The organism is Tessaracoccus luoxuelianae (assembly GCF_055326245.1).
The window spans coordinates 290,481-308,056 of record NZ_JBUZNO010000004.1 but is presented as its reverse complement, the minus strand read 5'-3'; the positions used below and the strand labels follow the sequence as shown (position 1 = coordinate 308,056).

General features: G+C 69.9%; 12 protein-coding genes. 2 read left to right on the top strand and 10 right to left on the bottom strand.

The window, feature by feature from the left end; all coding sequences use genetic code 11:
* Nucleotides 1-157: 157 nt before the first annotated feature.
* From ACZK39_RS08270 to ACZK39_RS08245, 6 genes are read right to left on the bottom strand one after another with little or no spacing between them, the layout of a single operon-like run.
* Nucleotides 158-856: a TIGR03936 family radical SAM-associated protein gene (locus ACZK39_RS08270; RefSeq protein ID WP_182799411.1), complete on the bottom strand. Its 699-nt coding sequence runs from the start codon at nucleotides 854-856 to the stop codon at nucleotides 158-160.
* A gap of 39 nt (nucleotides 857-895) precedes the next feature.
* Nucleotides 896-2,395, bottom strand: a complete 1,500-nt coding sequence (locus ACZK39_RS08265) for a DUF1846 domain-containing protein (RefSeq protein ID WP_459054693.1) — start codon at nucleotides 2,393-2,395, stop codon at nucleotides 896-898.
* Between the two features lie 55 nt (nucleotides 2,396-2,450).
* The gene (locus ACZK39_RS08260) at nucleotides 2,451-4,406 is read right to left on the bottom strand and encodes a TIGR03960 family B12-binding radical SAM protein (RefSeq protein WP_463613048.1); all 1,956 of its coding nucleotides are present in this window, start codon (nucleotides 4,404-4,406) and stop codon (nucleotides 2,451-2,453) included.
* Nucleotides 4,407-4,442: 36 nt separating this feature from the next.
* Nucleotides 4,443-4,850, bottom strand: a complete 408-nt coding sequence (gene ndk, locus ACZK39_RS08255) for a nucleoside-diphosphate kinase (protein WP_459054695.1) — start codon at nucleotides 4,848-4,850, stop codon at nucleotides 4,443-4,445.
* Entirely contained in the window at nucleotides 4,847-5,200 is a 354-nt protein-coding gene (locus tag ACZK39_RS08250) for a DUF4233 domain-containing protein (protein ID WP_370586069.1), read from the bottom strand. Before ACZK39_RS08250 ends, ndk begins: the two co-directional genes overlap by 4 nt.
* A complete protein-coding gene (locus ACZK39_RS08245) occupies nucleotides 5,197-6,531 on the bottom strand; it encodes a bifunctional folylpolyglutamate synthase/dihydrofolate synthase (RefSeq protein WP_463613047.1) in 1,335 nt (444 codons plus the stop codon). The genes ACZK39_RS08250 and ACZK39_RS08245 overlap by 4 nt, the downstream gene beginning before the upstream one ends.
* 238 nt (nucleotides 6,532-6,769) lie before the next feature.
* Here ACZK39_RS08245 and ACZK39_RS08240 point away from each other — a divergent pair, with 238 nt between their 5' ends.
* Both ACZK39_RS08240 and valS read left to right on the top strand, forming a co-directional pair.
* Nucleotides 6,770-7,585, top strand: a complete 816-nt coding sequence (locus tag ACZK39_RS08240; protein ID WP_463613046.1) for a DsbA family protein — start codon at nucleotides 6,770-6,772, stop codon at nucleotides 7,583-7,585.
* A 49-nt stretch (nucleotides 7,586-7,634) separates the two neighbouring features.
* Nucleotides 7,635-10,196 (top strand): valine--tRNA ligase, encoded by a 2,562-nt coding sequence (valS, locus tag ACZK39_RS08235; RefSeq protein WP_463613045.1) that lies wholly within the window; start codon nucleotides 7,635-7,637, stop codon nucleotides 10,194-10,196.
* 31 nt (nucleotides 10,197-10,227) lie between these two features.
* On the opposite strand, the gene ACZK39_RS08230 is transcribed toward valS, so the two are convergent.
* From ACZK39_RS08230 to clpX, 4 genes are read right to left on the bottom strand one after another with little or no spacing between them, the layout of a single operon-like run.
* The gene (locus tag ACZK39_RS08230) at nucleotides 10,228-11,469 is read right to left on the bottom strand and encodes a D-arabinono-1,4-lactone oxidase (protein WP_463613044.1); all 1,242 of its coding nucleotides are present in this window, start codon (nucleotides 11,467-11,469) and stop codon (nucleotides 10,228-10,230) included.
* A 1-nt stretch (nucleotide 11,470) separates the two neighbouring features.
* Complete coding sequence (locus tag ACZK39_RS08225) at nucleotides 11,471-14,701, bottom strand: S41 family peptidase (RefSeq protein ID WP_463613043.1); 3,231 nt, start codon at nucleotides 14,699-14,701, stop codon at nucleotides 11,471-11,473.
* 16 nt (nucleotides 14,702-14,717) lie between these two features.
* Nucleotides 14,718-16,226: an ATP-dependent DNA ligase gene (locus tag ACZK39_RS08220; protein ID WP_463613042.1), complete on the bottom strand. Its 1,509-nt coding sequence runs from the start codon at nucleotides 16,224-16,226 to the stop codon at nucleotides 14,718-14,720.
* A 25-nt stretch (nucleotides 16,227-16,251) separates the two neighbouring features.
* Nucleotides 16,252-17,532, bottom strand: a complete 1,281-nt coding sequence (gene clpX / locus ACZK39_RS08215) for an ATP-dependent Clp protease ATP-binding subunit ClpX (RefSeq protein WP_182783682.1) — start codon at nucleotides 17,530-17,532, stop codon at nucleotides 16,252-16,254.
* Nucleotides 17,533-17,576 lie beyond the last annotated feature (44 nt).

Sequence of the window (17,576 nt, the reverse complement as noted above, 5' to 3'; positions counted from 1 at the left end):
GCGCTGTGCGCTAAGACTCCGGCCTCCAGGGCAGTGCGAGCAGTCGCGGCAGATCTGCCGCGGTGCAGCCTCGCTGCTCCCGGTTGGCACCGGCGGTGCCGTGACCTGAGCGTTATTCTCGCACACCGTCGCAACACTTGGCGCATCACCGCGCCGATCAGTGCAGCGGGTCGCCGATCACGCCGTCTGCCAGCGGCCCCTGCGCCAGGCGGGTGAGGAGGGCCTGCGCGGGCACCTGGGGGGTGAGCTGACGCAGTGCGGTCACCACGTCATCCGGGCGCACCAGCGGCGCCTGGTGAATCGAGCGCAGCAGCAGCGTCTCGTCGTCGGAGACACTCAAACTCACGATGGCCGCGCGCACGTCGAAGGCCCGCATGCCGTTCTTCGTCATCCGCTCGATGATGTACTCCTCCCGATCGAGGAGCGACGACGCGGCCGAGCTGAGGACGCCCGGCTCTGCCCCGGCGAGGCTGATCACCCAGTCCGACGCCTGCAGCAGATCACCGAGCGACTCCTTGACTGCTTCGGCCGCGTCCAGCACGACGAAGCCCTGCGGGAGGACCGCGTTGAGCGCCTCCACGAGCTTGACCGGGTTGCAGACCTCGGTGAGGCCCAGCTCCACGTACTCCGCTTCGGAGGCTGCGGACGTGGGCGCGGCGTTGGCGTAGGAGATGCGGGGGTGGGGCGAGAAGCCCGAGGAGTAGGCCATCGGGATCTCCGCGCGTCGCAGGGCGCGCTCGAGCGCACGCCCGAAGTCGCGGTGCGAGGTGAAGCGTCCGGGGCCACGCTTGGCGTAGCGCAGCCGCAGCTTCTGCGCCGGAGGTGCCTGCTGGACTGGCGGCTGTCGGTTTCCCACGGGCGGCAGTCTAGATCAGCACCGGACGGCGCGGCCCGATCACCGCTTCCGGTACAGCTTCTTGCTCTGGTAGACGGGCTCGCTGGTGACGTTGACCCCGAGGTTACGGAAGATGGCCTCGTCGACAGGTCCGAGGATCACCGTGGTGTGCACGTCGCAGCCGCGCAGGTGCGGCAGCTCGGCCAGGGCCCGTCTGGCGAACTCGTCGTAGGTGGCGCCCACGGACAGGGCGATGAGCACCTCGTCGGTGTGCAGACGCGGGTTGGCGCTACCGAGGTGCTGCGTCTTCAGGGTCTGGATCGGGCCGATCGTCTCCGGCGCCAGCAGGTGTGCCTCGTCCGGCAGGCCGGCGAGGAGCTTGAGGGCGTTGAGCAGGAGGGCCGAGGAACTGCCCAGCAGCGCCGAGGTCTTGCCGGTCACGACGGTGCCGTCGGGCAGCTGCAGCGAGGCTGCCGGCCCCTTGGTGCGGCGTTCGGTCTCCAGAGCCGGTCCCACGACCGGGCGGTCCTCCACCCCGATGCCCAACGTGCGCATTATCAACGCGATGCGGTCCGACAGCGTGGGCTCGAGCTCGTCGCGTCGCTCGTGCACCAGCGCCTTGTAGTAACGGCGGATGACCTCCTGCTTGGAGGCCGCCCTGCACACCTCGTCGTCGGAGATGCACTGCCCCGCCATGTTGACGCCCATGTCGGTGGGCGACTGGTACGGCGAGGCGCCGGTGAGCTGCTCGAACAGCAGCTTGAGGACGGGGAAGATCTCGACGTCGCGGTTGTAGTTGACCACCTGCTCGCCGTAGGCGGCGAGGTGGAACGGGTCGATCATGTTGACGTCGTCGAGGTCCGCCGTGGCTGCCTCGTAGGCCAGGTTGACAGGGTGGTCCAGCGGGAGGTTCCAGATGGGGAACGTCTCGAACTTGGCGTAGCCGGAGGGGATCCCGCGCTTGTGGTCGTGGTACAGCTGCGACAGGCAGGTGGCCATCTTCCCGCTGCCGGGGCCGGGGGCTGTGACGACCACGAGGTCGCGGGTGGTCTCGATGTAGTCGTTGCGGCCGTAGCCGTTGTCGCTGACGATCAGCGCGACATCGCTGGGGTAGCCCTTGATCGGGTAGTGACGGTAGACCTTCAGCCCGAGCCGCTCCAGCTTGCGCTTGAACGCCCTCCCCTGCCGGTGCTCATCGGTCATCTGCGTGATGACGACGCTACCGACATACAGCCCGTAGGACCGGAACTCGTCGATGAGCCGGAGCACATCTGACTCATAGGGGATGCCGAGGTCCGCGCGCACCTTGTTCCGGGCGAGATCGTGGGCGCTGACGACGATGACCACCTCGACCTCGTCCTTGAGGGTCTCCAGCATGGCGATCTTGTTGTCCGGGGTGAAGCCGGGCAGCACACGGGAGGCGTGGTGGTCGTCGAACAGCTTGCCGCCGAACTCGAGGTACAGCTTGCCGCCGAAGCGCCTGCGCCGCTCATCGATGTGGTGGGACTGAAGGACCAGATACTTCTCGCGGTCGAACCCGACCTTGCGCACGCTCTCCACGAGGGGCCAGCCTAGCCGGTCCGGGCGGCCCTCCCCCTACTGGGCGGCCCTCCCCCTACTGGAGGGAGGGCTTGGCCACGGCGAGCGGCAGGAGCACCTTGCCGGTGGGGCCGATCTGGATGGATGTGTCCATCTGGGGGCACACGCCGCAGTCGAAGCACGGCGTCCAGCGGCAGTCCTCCACCTCGCGCTCGTCGAGGGCGTCCTGCCAGTCCTCCCACAGCCAGTCACGGTCCAGACCCGCGTCCAGGTGGTCCCAGGGCAGGACCTCCTCGTAGCCGCGCTCGCGGGTGGTGTACCAGTCCAGGTCCACACCGAAGGGGGCGAGCTCCTCCGCCGCGGCCGTGGCCCAGCGCTCGAAGCTGAAGTGCTCGCTCCAGCCGTCGAACTTGCCGCCGTCGCGCCACACGCGCTCGATGACGCGGCCCACCCGTCGGTCCCCGCGGGACAGCAGGCCCTCGATGGTCCCCGGCTTGCCGTCGTGGTACCGCATGCCGATCGCCTTGCCGTAGTGGCGGTCCTGCCTGATGGTGTCGCGCAGCAGCTGGAGCCGGTGGTCGATGGTCTCGGCGCTGGCCTGGCCCGCCCACTGGAAGGGGGTGTGCGCCTTAGGCACGAACCCGCCGATCGAGACGGTGCAGCGGATGTCGCGGGTGCCGGATGCCTTCCGACCGGTCTCGATCACGCGGCGCGCCAGGTCCGCGATGGCCAGCACGTCCTCGTCGGTCTCGGTGGGCAGGCCGCACATGAAGTACAGCTTGACCTGGCGCCAGCCGGAGGAGAACGCGGCCGCGACAGTGTCGATCAGGTCATCCTCGGTGACCATCTTGTTGATCACCTTCCGCATCCGCTCCGAGCCGCCCTCGGGCGCGAACGTGAGACCCGAGCGGCGGCCGTTGCGGCTGAGCTCGTTGGCCAGGTCGATGTTGAACGCGTCCACGCGGGTTGAGGGCAGCGACAGCGAGACGTTGGAGCCTTCGTAGCGGTCCGCGAGCTGCTTGGTGACCTCAGCGATCTCCGAGTGGTCCGCCGACGAGAGGGACAGCAGGCCGATCTCCTCCAGCCCGGTGGCCCGGAGTCCGCCCTCCACCATGGCACCGATGGTGTCGATCGAGCGCTCCCGGACGGGGCGGGTGATCATGCCGGCCTGACAGAAGCGGCAGCCGCGGGTGCATCCGCGGAAGATCTCCACGGAGTAGCGCTCGTGCACCGTTTCGGCCATCGGCACGATGGGGTGCTTGGGGTAGGGCCACTCGTCGAGGTTCATCAGCGTGTGCTTGCGCACCTGGAACGGCACGCCCTCGCGGTTGGGCGCGATCCTCTGGATGCGGCCGTCGTCGAGGTAGTCCACGTCGTAGAACTTCGGCACGTAGAACGCGCCGGTGAAGGCGAGGCGGAGCAGCAGCCCGTCGCGGCCGCCCTCGCGGCCGTCCACCTTCCACTCGCGGATGATGTCCGAGATGAGCAGCGAGGCCTCCTCGCCGTCGCCGAGCACGGCCACGTCGATGAAGTCCGCGATGGGTTCGGGGTTGAAGGCAGCGTGCCCTCCCGCGACGACCAGCGGCTCGCCGTCGATGCGGTCCGCCGCGTGGAGGCTCAACCCGGAGAGGTCGATCAGGTTGAGCAGGTTGGTGTAGCCCAGTTCGGTGGAGAAGGAGACCCCCAGCACGTCGAACATGCCGACGGGGCGGTGCGCGTCCAGCGTGAACTGCGGCATCGAGGCCGCCCGCATCCTGGCCTCCATGTCCGGCCACACGCAGTAGGTGCGCTCGGCGAGGATCCACTCGCGCTCGTTGAGGATCTCGTAGAGGATGGCCACGCCCTGGTTGGGTTGACCCACCTCGTAGGCGTCCGGGTACGACAGGCACCAGCGGACCTCGACCAAATCCCAGTCCTTGACGACGGAGTTGTGCTCACCCCCGACGTACTGGATGGGCTTGCTCACCTGCGCGAGCAGCGGCTCCAGCCGTGCGAAGAGGGAGTGCGTGGGCAGCGCGGAAAGTGTTGTCATGACGCCGCCAAGAATATCCGCGGGGGCGCGTTTGACCTACCCTTCGCCGAACCAGAGCGCAATCTCGTGGGCCGCGGACTCGGGCGAATCTGAGGCATGGACCGCGTTGCGCCGAGTGGACTCCGCAAAGTCCGCCCGCACAGTGCCCGGCTCGGCCTTGGCGGGATCGGTGGCCCCGTGGAGGGCACGCACGCGGGAAACCGCGTCGTCTCCAGTGATCACCATGGCGATCAGCGGCCCCTCCGTCATGAACTCGCGCAGCGGCGGGTAGTACTCGCGCTCCACATGCTCGGAGTAGTGACGGTCAGCGAACTCCGGGTCGATCTGACGGAACTCCATGGCCGCCAACCGGAGCCCGGCGTCCTCGTAGCGCGACACGATGGCCCCGACGTGGCCGGCGGCTACCGCGTCGGGCTTGATGATGACGAACGTCTGCTCGGTCATGAGAGGTTCCTTTCAGCCTGGGCCGCCTCGAGGCGCTTCCCCAGCACCACGCAAGTCACCCAGATCAGGGCGAAGATGAGACCCATGGCGTACATCCACGGGGTGAGGAGGCCGAGCCCGATGAGCACCAGCTGGGCCACCCAGCCCACGACGTAGCCCCACCGCTTCCTGAGGCCCGCGGCGGCGGCGAGGCACAGCAGGGTGGCGACGGCGCACCAGGCGGCGGCCACCCAGAGGTTGACCCCGGAGACCTGGATCATGCCGATGAAGGCGAGCCACACCACGATGATCTCGAAGACGAGCACCGACATCGCGGCGGGGCGCAGTGGGTTTGAGGGATCGAGGGTCACGGGTGTCGCTCCGTCCTCAGGAGGTCGCGTGCCTCGCCGGCGGCGATCACGGAGCCGGCCACGAGCACGCCGGCGTGGGCGCTTGCCGTGTCTGCCAGCATGACGGCCAGGTCCAGCGCCTCCGCCATGGTGGCTGCACGGTGCACCTGATGCGTGGACCACACGGTCTCGGCCACGGCGGCCAGTTCGTCGACGGGGCGGCCGCGGGTAGAGGACGACACCTGCGTGATGACCACCTGATCCATCTGCTCCGCGAAGATCCCCAGCACCTCCTCGGCGTTCTTGTCCTGCATCATCGCCACCACGCCGATCAGGGGCTCGAAGGTGTAGGACTCCACCACCGCGTCGATGGTGACGCGCGCGGCCGGTGGATTGTGGGCGGTGTCGACCACGATGGGGGGCGAGGTCCGGACCAGCTCCAGCCGGGCCGGTGCCTCTACCGAGCCGAGGCCCTCGACGATCACCTCGGGGCTCAGCGGCTGGCCGCCGAGGAACGCCTCGACGGCGGCCACGGCCAGCGCGGCGTTGCGGGCCATGTGCTCGCCGAACAGAGGGAGGAAGACGTCGCTCACCGGGCCGCCCGCCGTGTCGATGCGCAGAAGCTGCCCGCCGACGGCCAGGCTGCGGTCCAGGACGCCGAAGTCCGGCCCCTCCACCTTCACCGGGGCCCCCACCTCGATGGCCCGCTCCAGCAGCACCCGCGCAGCCACCGGGTCCTGACCAGCCAGGACCGCCGTCGAGCCGTGCTTGATGATGCCCGCCTTCTCCGCGGCGATCTCAACCAGGGTGGAGCCGAGGATGTGCATGTGGTCCAGCCCGATGGGCGTCACCACCGCGACAGTCGGGTCCGCGACACTCGTGGCGTCCCACCTTCCCCCGAGGCCCACCTCCATGACGGCCACATCCACCGGGGCGTCGGCGAAGGCCGCGTACGCCATGCCGGTGATGACCTCGAAGAACGTCATCGACACGCCGTCGAGCCGCTGTTCGTCCACCATGGCGACGTACGGCTCGATGTCACGCCAGACCTCGCCGAAGCGTTCCTCGCTGACCGCCTCCCCGTCGACGCTGATCCGCTCCCTGGCATCGCTCAGGTGCGGGCTGGCGAAGCGTCCGGTGCGCAGGCCCGCGGCGCGCAGCAGAGCCTCGATCATGATGGCGGTGCTGCCCTTGCCGTTGGTGCCGGCCACCTGGATCACGGGGAAGGCCTTCTGCGGGTCGCCGAGGAGATGCATGAGGGCCGAGATGCGCGTCAGGCTGGGCGCCACCCGGTGCTCGGGCCACCGGCTCGTCAAGGCGGCCGTCAACTCGTGGTGCGTGGTGTCAGTCATGGTGCACCCCAGCCTAGTGGGCACCGGCCTCTCGTCGAAGAGCCTCGACGGTGAGCTCAAGGCCCCGGCGTAGCGGCGTCGGGGCGAGGCCGAACCGCGCCTGGGCCGCGATGGCCGCGTGGACCCTGATGGCCGATTCGGGCCTTTGAGCTGCCCGGTTAGGATGACCCGTAGGCAGCGATGGGCCATGTTCCATCGCTCCGCCGCACCGTTCACGCCCCTCAAGGAGCTTCGCAATATGGCCAACAATTCGTCGCTGAGCAAGCGCGCCGCCCTGCGCCAGCAGCAGGAGATGGAAGAGCGCACCAAGCGCACGCGCCGCATTCTCGCCGTCGGCGCGGGACTCGCGGCGCTGACCATCGTCGCGGTGCTGGCGATTGTGATCATGCAGGCGCTGGCCAAGCAGGCGCCTGTAGCGACGGAGCAGCTGACGCCCCCCAACGCCACGGCCTCCTCCGGCATCGCTCTGGCGGGCAAGCAGCCACAGGAGGGCACCCCCCACCTGGTGGTGTGGGAGGACTTCCAGTGCCCGGCCTGCGCCTCGCGGGAGGAGAGCTACGGGCCCATCATCGAGCAGTTGGTGGCCGACGGTTCGATCACCGCGGAGATCCGCACCGCGTTCTTCCTGGACGCCGGGCTGCGCAACGACTCGTCGAAGCGCGCCGCCCTGGCCGCCGCAGCGGCCGACGAGGTGGGCGCGTTCGACGCCTTCCACCGCGTGGTCTACGCCAACCATCCTGCCCAGGAGGGCACCGGCTTCACCGATCAGCAGCTGCGGGTGGAGTTCCCGGCCTTGGCCGGCATCGAGGGCGAGGACCTCACCCGGTACCAGGAGCTCTACGACACCCGGGCCTTCAACGACTTCACCGACGCCGCCAACCAGAAGTTCAACGACGACCAGATCGGCGCCACGCCCACCTTCCTCGTGAGCGGTCAGGCCCTGGAGTTCTACGACCAGGAGTCCCAGACCGTCCTGATCCAGCCCACCGCGGAGAGCCTGCTCGGGGCCATCACCGAGGCGTTCGAGTCGGGCGGCCAGCAGCTCGAGAGCTGACCGGGCGACGGTTCGGGCGGGCGCGCGCTGCCTATTAAGATCGGGTCCCATGACCCATTCGAACGCGTCTGCGCGCGCCCTCCCCGACAAGCCCGTCCTCGAAGGCCTGGAGGCCAAGTGGGGGCAGGTATGGGCCGAGGAGGGCACCTACGCGTTCGTGAGGCCCTCAAGCCGCGAGGACGTGTTCAGCATCGACACGCCCCCGCCGACGGTGTCGGGCTCGCTGCACGTGGGCCACGTGTTCAGCTACACCCACACGGACACCGTGGCCCGCTACCAGCGGATGCGCGGCAAGCACGTGTTCTACCCGATGGGTTGGGATGACAACGGCCTGCCCACCGAGCGCCGGGTCCAGAACTTCTACGGCGTGCGCTGCGACCCGTCGATCCCCTACGACGCGGGCTTCGAGGCTCCCGCCAAGCCGGACCCCAAGCGGCAGGTGCCGATCAGCCGCGCCAACTTCATCGAGCTGTGCCACGAGCTGACCGCCGTCGACGAGCAGGCGTTCGAGGCCCTCTGGAAGCAGCTCGGCCTCTCGGTGGACTGGTCCACGCTCTACACCACCATCTCCGCGAGCTCGCAGGCCGTGGCCCAGAAGGCCTTCCTGCGCAACCACGCCCGCGGAGAGGCCTACCTCAGCTACGCCCCGACCCTGTGGGACGTCACGTTCCACACCGCCGTGGCGCAGGCCGAGCTTGAGGCGCGCGAATACCCGGGCGCCTACCACCGCGTGGCGTTCCACCGGCCCGACGGCACCCCGGTGCACATCGAGACCACCCGCCCGGAGCTGCTGGCTTCCGTCTGCGCGCTCATCGCGCACCCGGACGACGAGCGGTACCAGCCGCTTTTCGGCAGCACCGTCACCTCTCCCCTCTTCGGCGTGGAGATCCCGGTCCTGGCGCACGAGGCGGCGGAGCCAGACAAGGGCGCCGGCATTGCCATGTGCTGCACCTTCGGCGACCTGACGGACGTCACGTGGTGGCGCGAGCTCAACCTCCCCACCCGCACGGTGATCGGCCGCGACGGCCGCATCCAGGGGGAGACGCCCGAGTGGATCGTCAACGCCGGCGCCTACGAAGCCATCGCCGGCAAGACCGCGTTCTCCGCACGGGAGGCCACCGTCGCGATGCTGCGCAAGACCGGCGACCTCGACGGCGACCCCAAGCCCACCACGCGCATGACCAACTTCTACGAGAAGGGCGACAAGCCGCTCGAGATCGTGGCCACCCGCCAGTGGTACATCAGCAACGGCGGACGCGACGAGGACATCAAGCAGGAGATGCTCGCGCGAGGCCACGAATTGCAGTGGACCCCCGAGCACATGGCACACCGCTACGAGAACTGGGTGGGGGGGCTCAACGGCGACTGGCTGATCTCCCGGCAGCGCTTCTTCGGGGTGCCGTTCCCCGTCTGGTACCGCCTGGACGCCGACGGCGAGCCCGACTACGAGTCCCCCATCGTGGCCGAAGAGGCCTCGCTGCCCATCGATCCCGTGACCGCGTGCCCGCCCGGGTTCACCGCCGATCAGCGCGACCAGCCAGGCGGGTTCATGGCGGACCCGGACGTGATGGACACCTGGGCCACGTCGTCGCTCACCCCCCACCTGGCCACGGGCTGGGAACGCGATGAGGAACTGTTCGCGCTCACGTTCCCGATGGACGTGGCGCCGCAGGCCCACGACATCATCCGGACCTGGCTGTTCAGCCGGGTGGTGCGGGCGCACTTCGAGAACGGCTCCCTGCCGTGGAAGCGCGCCACCATCTCCGGCTTCGTGGTGGACCCGGACCGCAAGAAGATGAGCAAGTCCAAGGGCAACGTCGTGGTGCCCACAGACATCCTGGACAAGTACGGCTCGGACGCCGTGCGCTGGCGCGCCGCGATGGCGCGCCCCGGGATGGACTCGCCCTTCGACGAGACCCAGATGAAGGTGGGTCGTCGCCTCGCCATGAAGATCCTCAACGCCGGCAAGTTCGTGCTCACGATGGCCGAGAATCCGGGCGGGCTCCAGGCCGTGACTAGCCCCGTCGATCTTGCGATGCTGGCTGGCCTGCGTGGAGTGGTGGCCACCGCGACGAAGGCGTTCGACGACTTCGACTACACCGGGGCGCTCGAGGCCACGGAGTCGTTCTTCTGGTCCTTCTGCGACGACTACCTGGAGCTGGTCAAGGAACGCGCATACGGCGCCCAAGGGCCCGAGGCGCAGGCCTCCGCGCAGGCCGCGCTGGCGCTGGCGCTCGACGTGCAGCTGCGGCTGTTCGCCCCCATCCTCCCGTTCGTCACCGAGGAGGTGTGGCGCTGGACGCACGGCGCCTCGGTGCACCTGGCGGGGTGGCCCACTGTCGAGGAGCTTCCCACCGGCGACCCCGCGCTGCTCGCGGACGTGGCCACCGCGCTGATCGCCATCCGGGGCGCCAAATCGACGGCGAAGGTCTCGATGAAGGCGGAAGTGTCGCGGGCGGCGTTCGCCGGCCCCGCGGGCGTCGTCGCGAGGCTGCGCACCATCGAGGCGGACCTCCGCGCGGTGGGTCGGCTCGTCGGCGAGGTGACGTGGGCCGAGGTCGACGCCCCGCTCGGTGTCGAGGTGGAGCTGGCTCCCACGGCCGACCAGTAACGGCGCGCCGGTCCCGTCCGTCGGTCGTGAGCTACAGGCCGAGCCTGGTCAGGTAGGGGTTGGCGAACCGGCGGGCCGGGTCCATCCGGCCGCGCAGCTCCGCGAAGTCCGACCACCGCGGGTAGCGGGCGGCCACCTCGCCGCCGGGCATCGTGAAAACCTTGCCCCAGTGGGGGCGCGCCGTGCCCGGCAGGGCCGCCTCCAGCTCGGGCAGGAGCGCGCGCACCGCCGCCTCGTCCGGCTTCCAGGTGAAGTGGAGCCCCACCGTGTCCGCCCCGAAGGCCGGGGAGAGCCACAGCTGGTCCGGGGCCATGGTGCGGATCTCGCACACGAACAGCAGCGGCGCGATCCTCGGTGCCAGCCCGGCCACCGCCTCGATCGCCGCGACAGCATCAGTCCGCGGCACCAGGTACTCCGACTGCAGCTCCGCCCCCACCGACGGGGTGGACTCCAGCCTGAAGTGCGGCAACCTGTCGTACCACGGCCCGAACTCGCCCATCTGCGGGGTGCAGGGGGTGGGGTCGATGCCCGCGATCGGGTGCCGCGGCCCGCCTGCCGGGCGCCCGCCCGCGGCGAGAATCCCGCCAACGGACGGCTCACCCGCGGACTTCACCCACACCTGCTCGATGACTGCCGGGTCCTGCCAGGTCGTGAACATGCTGACGCTGTCCCCGGCCCCCGTGACCGCCGACAGATCACCCAGGACGGCGTCGAGGCGCACCCCCTCGAAGACCCTCTGCGCCACCGGGCGCGCCGGCGCCACGTCGAGCTCCACGTGCGTGAGCACTCCCAGGGCACCGAGTCCGACGACGGCGCCGTCGAAGTCCGCGCCGCCGCGCTCCATCCGCACCAGCTCACCGCGACCGTCGACGACCTCCAGCGCGGACACCTGCGTGGCGAGCGAACCGATGCGGTCCCCGGAACCATGCGTGCCGGTCTGGACGGCCCCCGCCACGGAGATGTGGGGCAGGGAGGCCAGGTTGGCCAAGGCCACGCCCTCGTCGCGCAGCGCGGGCACCAGGTCGCCGTAGCGCCACCACGCCGGGACCCTGACCGTGGCCTCGCCCACCCGCACGGGGCCCTCATCGCTCAGTCTCCCCAGCGAGACCTGGACCCCGACGGTGTCCGCGATGTCGTTGAAACAGTGCCGCGACCCCACCACCCGGATCTGTTCCTCGGCCGCGACGAGCTCCTGCAGCTCCTCGACGGACGTGGGCTCGGCCAGGCGTCGTGCGGAGTAGGTGACGTTGCCGGCCCAGTTCTTCCCTGTCATCTCAGTTCTCCCTGCGCGCGAATCGGGGGGCGTCGAACGACGGCGGGCTCGCCGCCGGTCGATCGGCCAGCCGCGACAGCGCCTCGTCGATGGCGCGGTCCAGCTGCACGTCGTCCTCGGACTCCCACTCGGCCGGCCCCGTCTCCACCACGATGTCCGGGTCCACACCGTGGTTCTCCAGGCCGAAGCCGTACTTGTCGAACGCGATCCAGTACCGCGGCTGCGTGACCTCGGTGCCGTCGACCAGCGTGAACCGGCCGTCGATGCCGACGACGCCTCCCCAGCTCCGCTCCCCCACCACCGGGCCGAGGCCCAGCTCCTGGGCGGCTGCGGTGACGATGTCGCCGTCGGATCCGGCATAGGCGTTGGTGAGGAACACCACCGGCCCGCGAGCGGCCTGGCTGGGGTAGGTCGTGACGTCGTCGTGATGCCGCGCCCCGTTCCAGCCCACGGCCCGCCGCGACAACCGCTCGATGACCAGCTCGGAGGTGTGACCGCCGGCGTTGAAGCGGACGTCCACCACCACGGCCTCGCACCGCATGGCCGCGTCGATGAGGCGGTGGAACTCCGCCCACCCCCGCGCCACCATGTCCGGCACGTGCACGTACCCGACGCGCCCCTGGGACCGGGCGCGGGTGTGGGCCACGCGGCCGGCCACCCACTCGTGGTAGCGCATGGGCGCCTCACTGGGCGTGGGCACCACGGCGACGCGCCTGCGCTGCCGCCCCTGCACGAGGGTGAGCTCCACCACCTTGTCAGCGGCGCCCTGGAGGAGCGCACCGATGTCTGGCACCTCTGCCGTGGAGCGCCCGTCGACTGCGGCGATGACGTCACCTGGCGCCGCCGCGACCCCTGCGGCCCGAAGCGGGGACCGGGCGGACGGGTCCGAGGTCTCCCCCGGCAGGATCCGCGAGATCACCACCTCGCCCTTGGTGTTGCGCGTGAACTCCGCACCGAGGAACGCCACGTGTGCGCCGTCGTGATGATGCGACGGCGGATCGACGTAGGCGTGGGAGGTGTTGAGCTCCCCCACCGTCTCCCAGAGCACGTCGACGAGGTCGTCGTGGCTGGCGATCCGGTTGAGCAGCGGCCGGTAGCGGGCGACGGCGGCCGCCCAGTCCGTGCCGTCGAAGTCGTCGCGCCAGTAGTGGTCCCGCATGAGCCGGGCGTTCTCCTCGAACATCTGCCGCCACTCCGCCCGCGGGTCCACCTCGCGGCGGAGGCGGCTGAGGTCCACGGGGATCTTGGCGTCGTCGCCGTCGGGCTCGTGGTCTGCCTGCTGAACCCAGATGTCCTCGCCGCTGCGCACGACGAGGCGCTCGCCGTCCCCGCTGATCGCGGCGCCGTCGCAGCCCTCGACCACCACCGTCAGCTTGCGGGTCTTGAACGAGAAGTGCTCGACGTGGTCCTTGACCTCGCCCTCGACCCCGGCCCGGGCGGCACCCAGCTCACCGGTGGAGCGCAGCGCCACCCACACCAGGCCTTCCTTGGCGGCCTGCAGCGAGGCGTACCGCGACGACGCCACCGGCAGCGGCACCATCCGGTCCTCCACACCATCCAGGTCGAAGACCACGACGGGGGCCGCCTCCTCCTGCGCCCCCTCACCGTCCTTGGCAACGTCGGACTTCTTCTCATCATCCTTGTCGTCGGACTCGCTGATGGGCCATCCATCGGCCGATGGCCCGAACGGGGCCGGCTCGGTGGCGCTGAGCGGCACCAGCCAGGGACGGGTGGAGTTGGTGAACGCCAGGTCGAACCCGAGTTCGTCGTAGGTGGGGTCGATGGTGCGGCTGGAGAGGAAGCACAGGTACTTGCCGTCCGCGGTGAAGGTGGGCGAGTAGTCGTTGAACTGCCCGCGGGTGAGCGTGAATCCTGCCTCGGCCGTCATGTCGTAGCCGACGAGCTGGCCCAGCATGCCCTCGTTCGCCACGGCGTTGCGCCACACCAGGTAGCGGCCGTCCGGGGACCAGGTCAGGCCGGTGGCCTCACCCACCGGAGACCGACCCACCTTCCGAGCGGAGCCGCGGGCCACGTCCAGGATGTAGACCGTGCCGTCGTGGCTGCCCACCGCGACCTTGCTGCCCTCGGCGTTGGGCTCCAACGTCATCACGCGACCCAGGCGCCCTGCGCCGAGGCGGCGGGCCGGGCCGTAGCCGTCTAGTTGCCGGATCTCCAGCGCGTCCTCGCCCCCCTCGTCTGTCACCCACACCCCGCGTCCTGTCTGCGCGAGGAAACGCGGCTCGCGGATGCGCACGCCCGGCGACTCGGCGACGGCGCGGGCCGGGCCTCCGCGGTGGGTGAGCAGGTAGGCGGCGCCGCGCCACTCCACGAGTGAGGCGTCCCCACCGCGGTCCGGTGCGATCGACTCGAGCCGGTCCGTGGGCGCGACCGGCACCGGCTGGGGGCGCCCCAGGGGAACGGTGATGTCCAGGGCCTGGGGTTCGGCCTTCAACGTGGCCAGGTAGTGCAGACGACCCCGGGCGTGATAAATGACGGCCTGGCCGTCCGTGGTGGCGTCGCGCACGTAGCCCTGCTCGGCGCTGTGCCGGGTGTGCTGACGCAGGTCCTTGCCTGCGGAGTTCACGGACCACACCTGCCCCTGCACGTCCGGCCCCTCCCCCAGATCCGAGGTGAACATCAGCCGCTCCCCCACCCAGGAGGGCCAGAAGAGGCCGGCGGTCACGTCCGGCAGGAGCCGCTTCCAGTCGCCCTTGCCCTCCGCAGAGAGGTACAGGCGGGCGGCCATGCCACCCCGGTACCGCTTCCATCCCGAGGGATCCCGGAAGTTCGCCGACGCGATAGCGACGCGACCCTTCCTGTGCACCGCCGCCGAGGTGGCCAGCCCCCACGGAAGCCGGGTGAGCCGGCCGTCCAGCGACAACGAATACATGGACGAGTCCACGCGGTGGAAGCCCTCGTGCTGGGAGCAGACCAGGATGTGCTCGGCATCCAGCCACCCGGACACCAGCATGGGCCGCCCGCTCAGCCAGGTCAGCCGCCTCGTGCCGCCGTCGAGGTCAACGACGTAGGCGTCCCACCCGCCGTTGGTGGTGGCGGTGAAGGCAACCCGGGAGCCGTCGGGCGAGATTCGGGGGTTGCGGGGCGTCTCCTCCCCCAGTGTGATCCGCGAGGCGCGTCCGCCTCCGAGCGATCCAAGCCAGAGGTCGTCGTCGGCGACGAAGACGACAGTGTCGCGGTGAAGGTGCGGGAAGCGCAGGTAGCCATCAGTCACCGCCCCACGATACCGCCTAGGCGAGAGCCCGAACCGACTCCAGGGTGTCGGCCTCGGCGGCGGTCTTGTCGTCGCGGTAGCGGAGAACCCGGGCGAATCGGAGGGCCACGGCGCCGGGATAGCGGCTGGAACGTTGGACCCCGTCAAAGGCCACTTCCACCACCTGCTCGGGGCGCAGGTGAACGACGTGGCCCTCCCGTCGCACCTCCAACCCGAGGAAGCGCTCGGTCTGCCAGGCCAGCATCTCGTCCGTCATACCCTTGAACGTCTTCCCCAACATCGTGAAGCCGTCGCCGTCGCGGGCCCCGAGGTGGATGTTCGACAACAGACCCCGGCGGCGGCCGCTGCCCCACTCGACCGCCAGCACCACCAGATCCAGTGTGTGTCGCGGCTTGACCTTCACCCACCCGGAGCCCCGCCTCCCCGCGTCATAGGGGGCCGCGAGGTCCTTCACCACCACCCCCTCGTGTCCGAGCGCCAGCATCTGGGCGAAGAACTCGTGCGCGACGGCGGGCTCAGAGGTGATCACGCGGGGGGCCCTCGCGGCCTCCGGGACGACGGCGGCCAGCGCCTCGAAGCGCGTCCGGGCCGGCTCGTCGATCAGGTCCCGGCCATCGATGTGCAGAACGTCGAAGAACAGCGGGGTGAGCGGGACCGCCTCATGGAGGGTGTCGTCCCTGCTCATCGCCCGGGCGCCGGTCTCCTGGAACGGCCGTGGCCGGCCGTCCGGGCCGAGCGCAAGGGCCTCCCCGTCGAGCACCACGGCCTTGACATCCAGCCCCAGCACCATCGCCACCACCTCCGGCAGCCGATCAGTGATGTCGTCCAGCGAGCGGGTGAACACCGCCACGTCCTGGCCCGCCCGGTGGACCTGGATGCGGATCCCGTCGATCTTCCCGTCGACCGCGACCTCGCCGCCGAGGCCCACCAGGGCCGCGTCCACATCGGGGGCGGAAGCGGCAAGCATCGGCCGCACCGGCCGACCCACCGCGAGCCGGAAGTCGGCCAGCGCCTGGCGGCCCCCCGTCAGGGCCGCGGCGGCGACGGGGCCGGTGGGGGCGGAGAACATCGCGGCGCGTCGGACGAGCGCGAGAGGCAGCGCGGCGGCCTCGGCGATGGCCTCGAGGAGCAACGAGTCGAGCGCGCCTTGGCGCAACTCACCGGAGATGAGTCCCCTGATCCACTCCTGCTCGGCCGCGGTGGCCGCGCCGAACAGTGCGCGCACTGCGCGTGTGCGCTCCTCCTGGGACCCCGGCCCGGCCAGGTCAGCGAGCCGGGCCAGCGCGTCGTCCAGGGCGGCGGCGGTCAGCGTGGGTTCAAGGGCGGGCGCCGGCAGGCTGGCGAGGGTGCGCCATCCCACCCCTGTGCGTCGCTGTCTGATGCCGCCGGCGAGGAAGGTGGCCACCACTTCCACGTCTGCAGGGTCCGCCGCGTTCAGCGCCTCGGCGAGGAGGCGTCGCTTCTCCAGGCGTGATCGGGTGGCGGCGACGGCCGCCGACGTGGCGACCAGTCGGTGAAGCTCCATGCCTGCCACTGTGGCGGGTGAGGGATCAGGCCGAGAGGTCGCGGCGGCGGGCGAGCTTGGCGCGCGGCACCATCGTGGGCGCCGCGACACCGTCGACGGCGTCCTTGGTGACGAGCACCTGGGCCACGTCGTCCTCGGAGGGGACGTCGAACATGACGTCTAGGAGGAGCTCTTCAAGGATGCCGCGTAGCCCGCGCGCACCAGTGCCCCTCAGGAGCGCCAGGTCCGCGATGGCGACGATGGCCTCGTCGGTGAACTCCAACTGCACCCCGTCTAGCTCGAAGAGCTTCTGGAACTGGCGCACGAGCGCGTTGCGCGGCTCGATGAGGATGCGCACCAGGGCGTCTCGGTCAAGCTGGGAGACCGAGGTGATCATGGGCAGCCGGCCGATGAACTCGGGGATGAGGCCGAACTTGTGCAGATCCTCGGAGCGCACCGCCGTGAACGGGTCCACGTCCGGCTTCCGCGCGTCCGCCGAGTTGTTGAACCCGAGCGGGCGCTTGCCGATGCGCTGGTTGATGATGTCCTCCAGGCCGGAGAACGCACCTCCGACGATGAACAGCACCTTGGTGGTGTCGATCTGGAGGAAGTCCTGATGGGGGTGTTTGCGGCCACCCTGCGGGGGGACGGAGGCGACAGTGCCCTCAAGAATCTTCAGCAGGGCCTGCTGCACTCCCTCGCCTGAGACGTCCCGGGTGATGGACGGATTCTCGGACTTGCGCGCCACCTTGTCGATCTCGTCGATGTAGATGATGCCGGTCTCGGCCTTGGCGATGTCGAAATCAGCGGACTGGATGAGCTTGAGCAGGATGTTCTCCACGTCCTCGCCGACATAGCCCGCCTCGGTGAGGGCAGTGGCGTCGGCCATCGCGAACGGAACTTTGAGCATCCTGGCCAGCGTCTGGGCCAGGTAGGTCTTGCCGCAGCCGGTGGGGCCGATGAGGAGGATGTTCGACTTGCCGACCTCGACGTCGTCGTGCTCGGCGCGCCGGCCGTGCGCCTCCTGCTGGGACTGGATGCGCTTGTAGTGGTTGTACACCGCCACGGAGAGGGCTTTCTTGGCGCCGTCCTGGCCGATGACGTAGGTGTCCAGGAAGTCCCGGATCTCGCGCGGCTTCGGCAGCTCAGTGACGAGGCCGGCGTCCACCGGAGCCGGGAACTCCTCCTCGATGATCTCGTTGCACAGCCCGATGCACTCGTCACAGATGTAGACGCCGGGACCGGCGATCAGCTTCTTGACCTGCTTCTGGCTCTTGCCGCAGAAGTTGCACTTGAACAGGTCACTTGACTCGCCGATGCGTGCCACGTCTCCACCTCCTTGGCTCGAGTGTCTTGCGTTGATCTCCGATT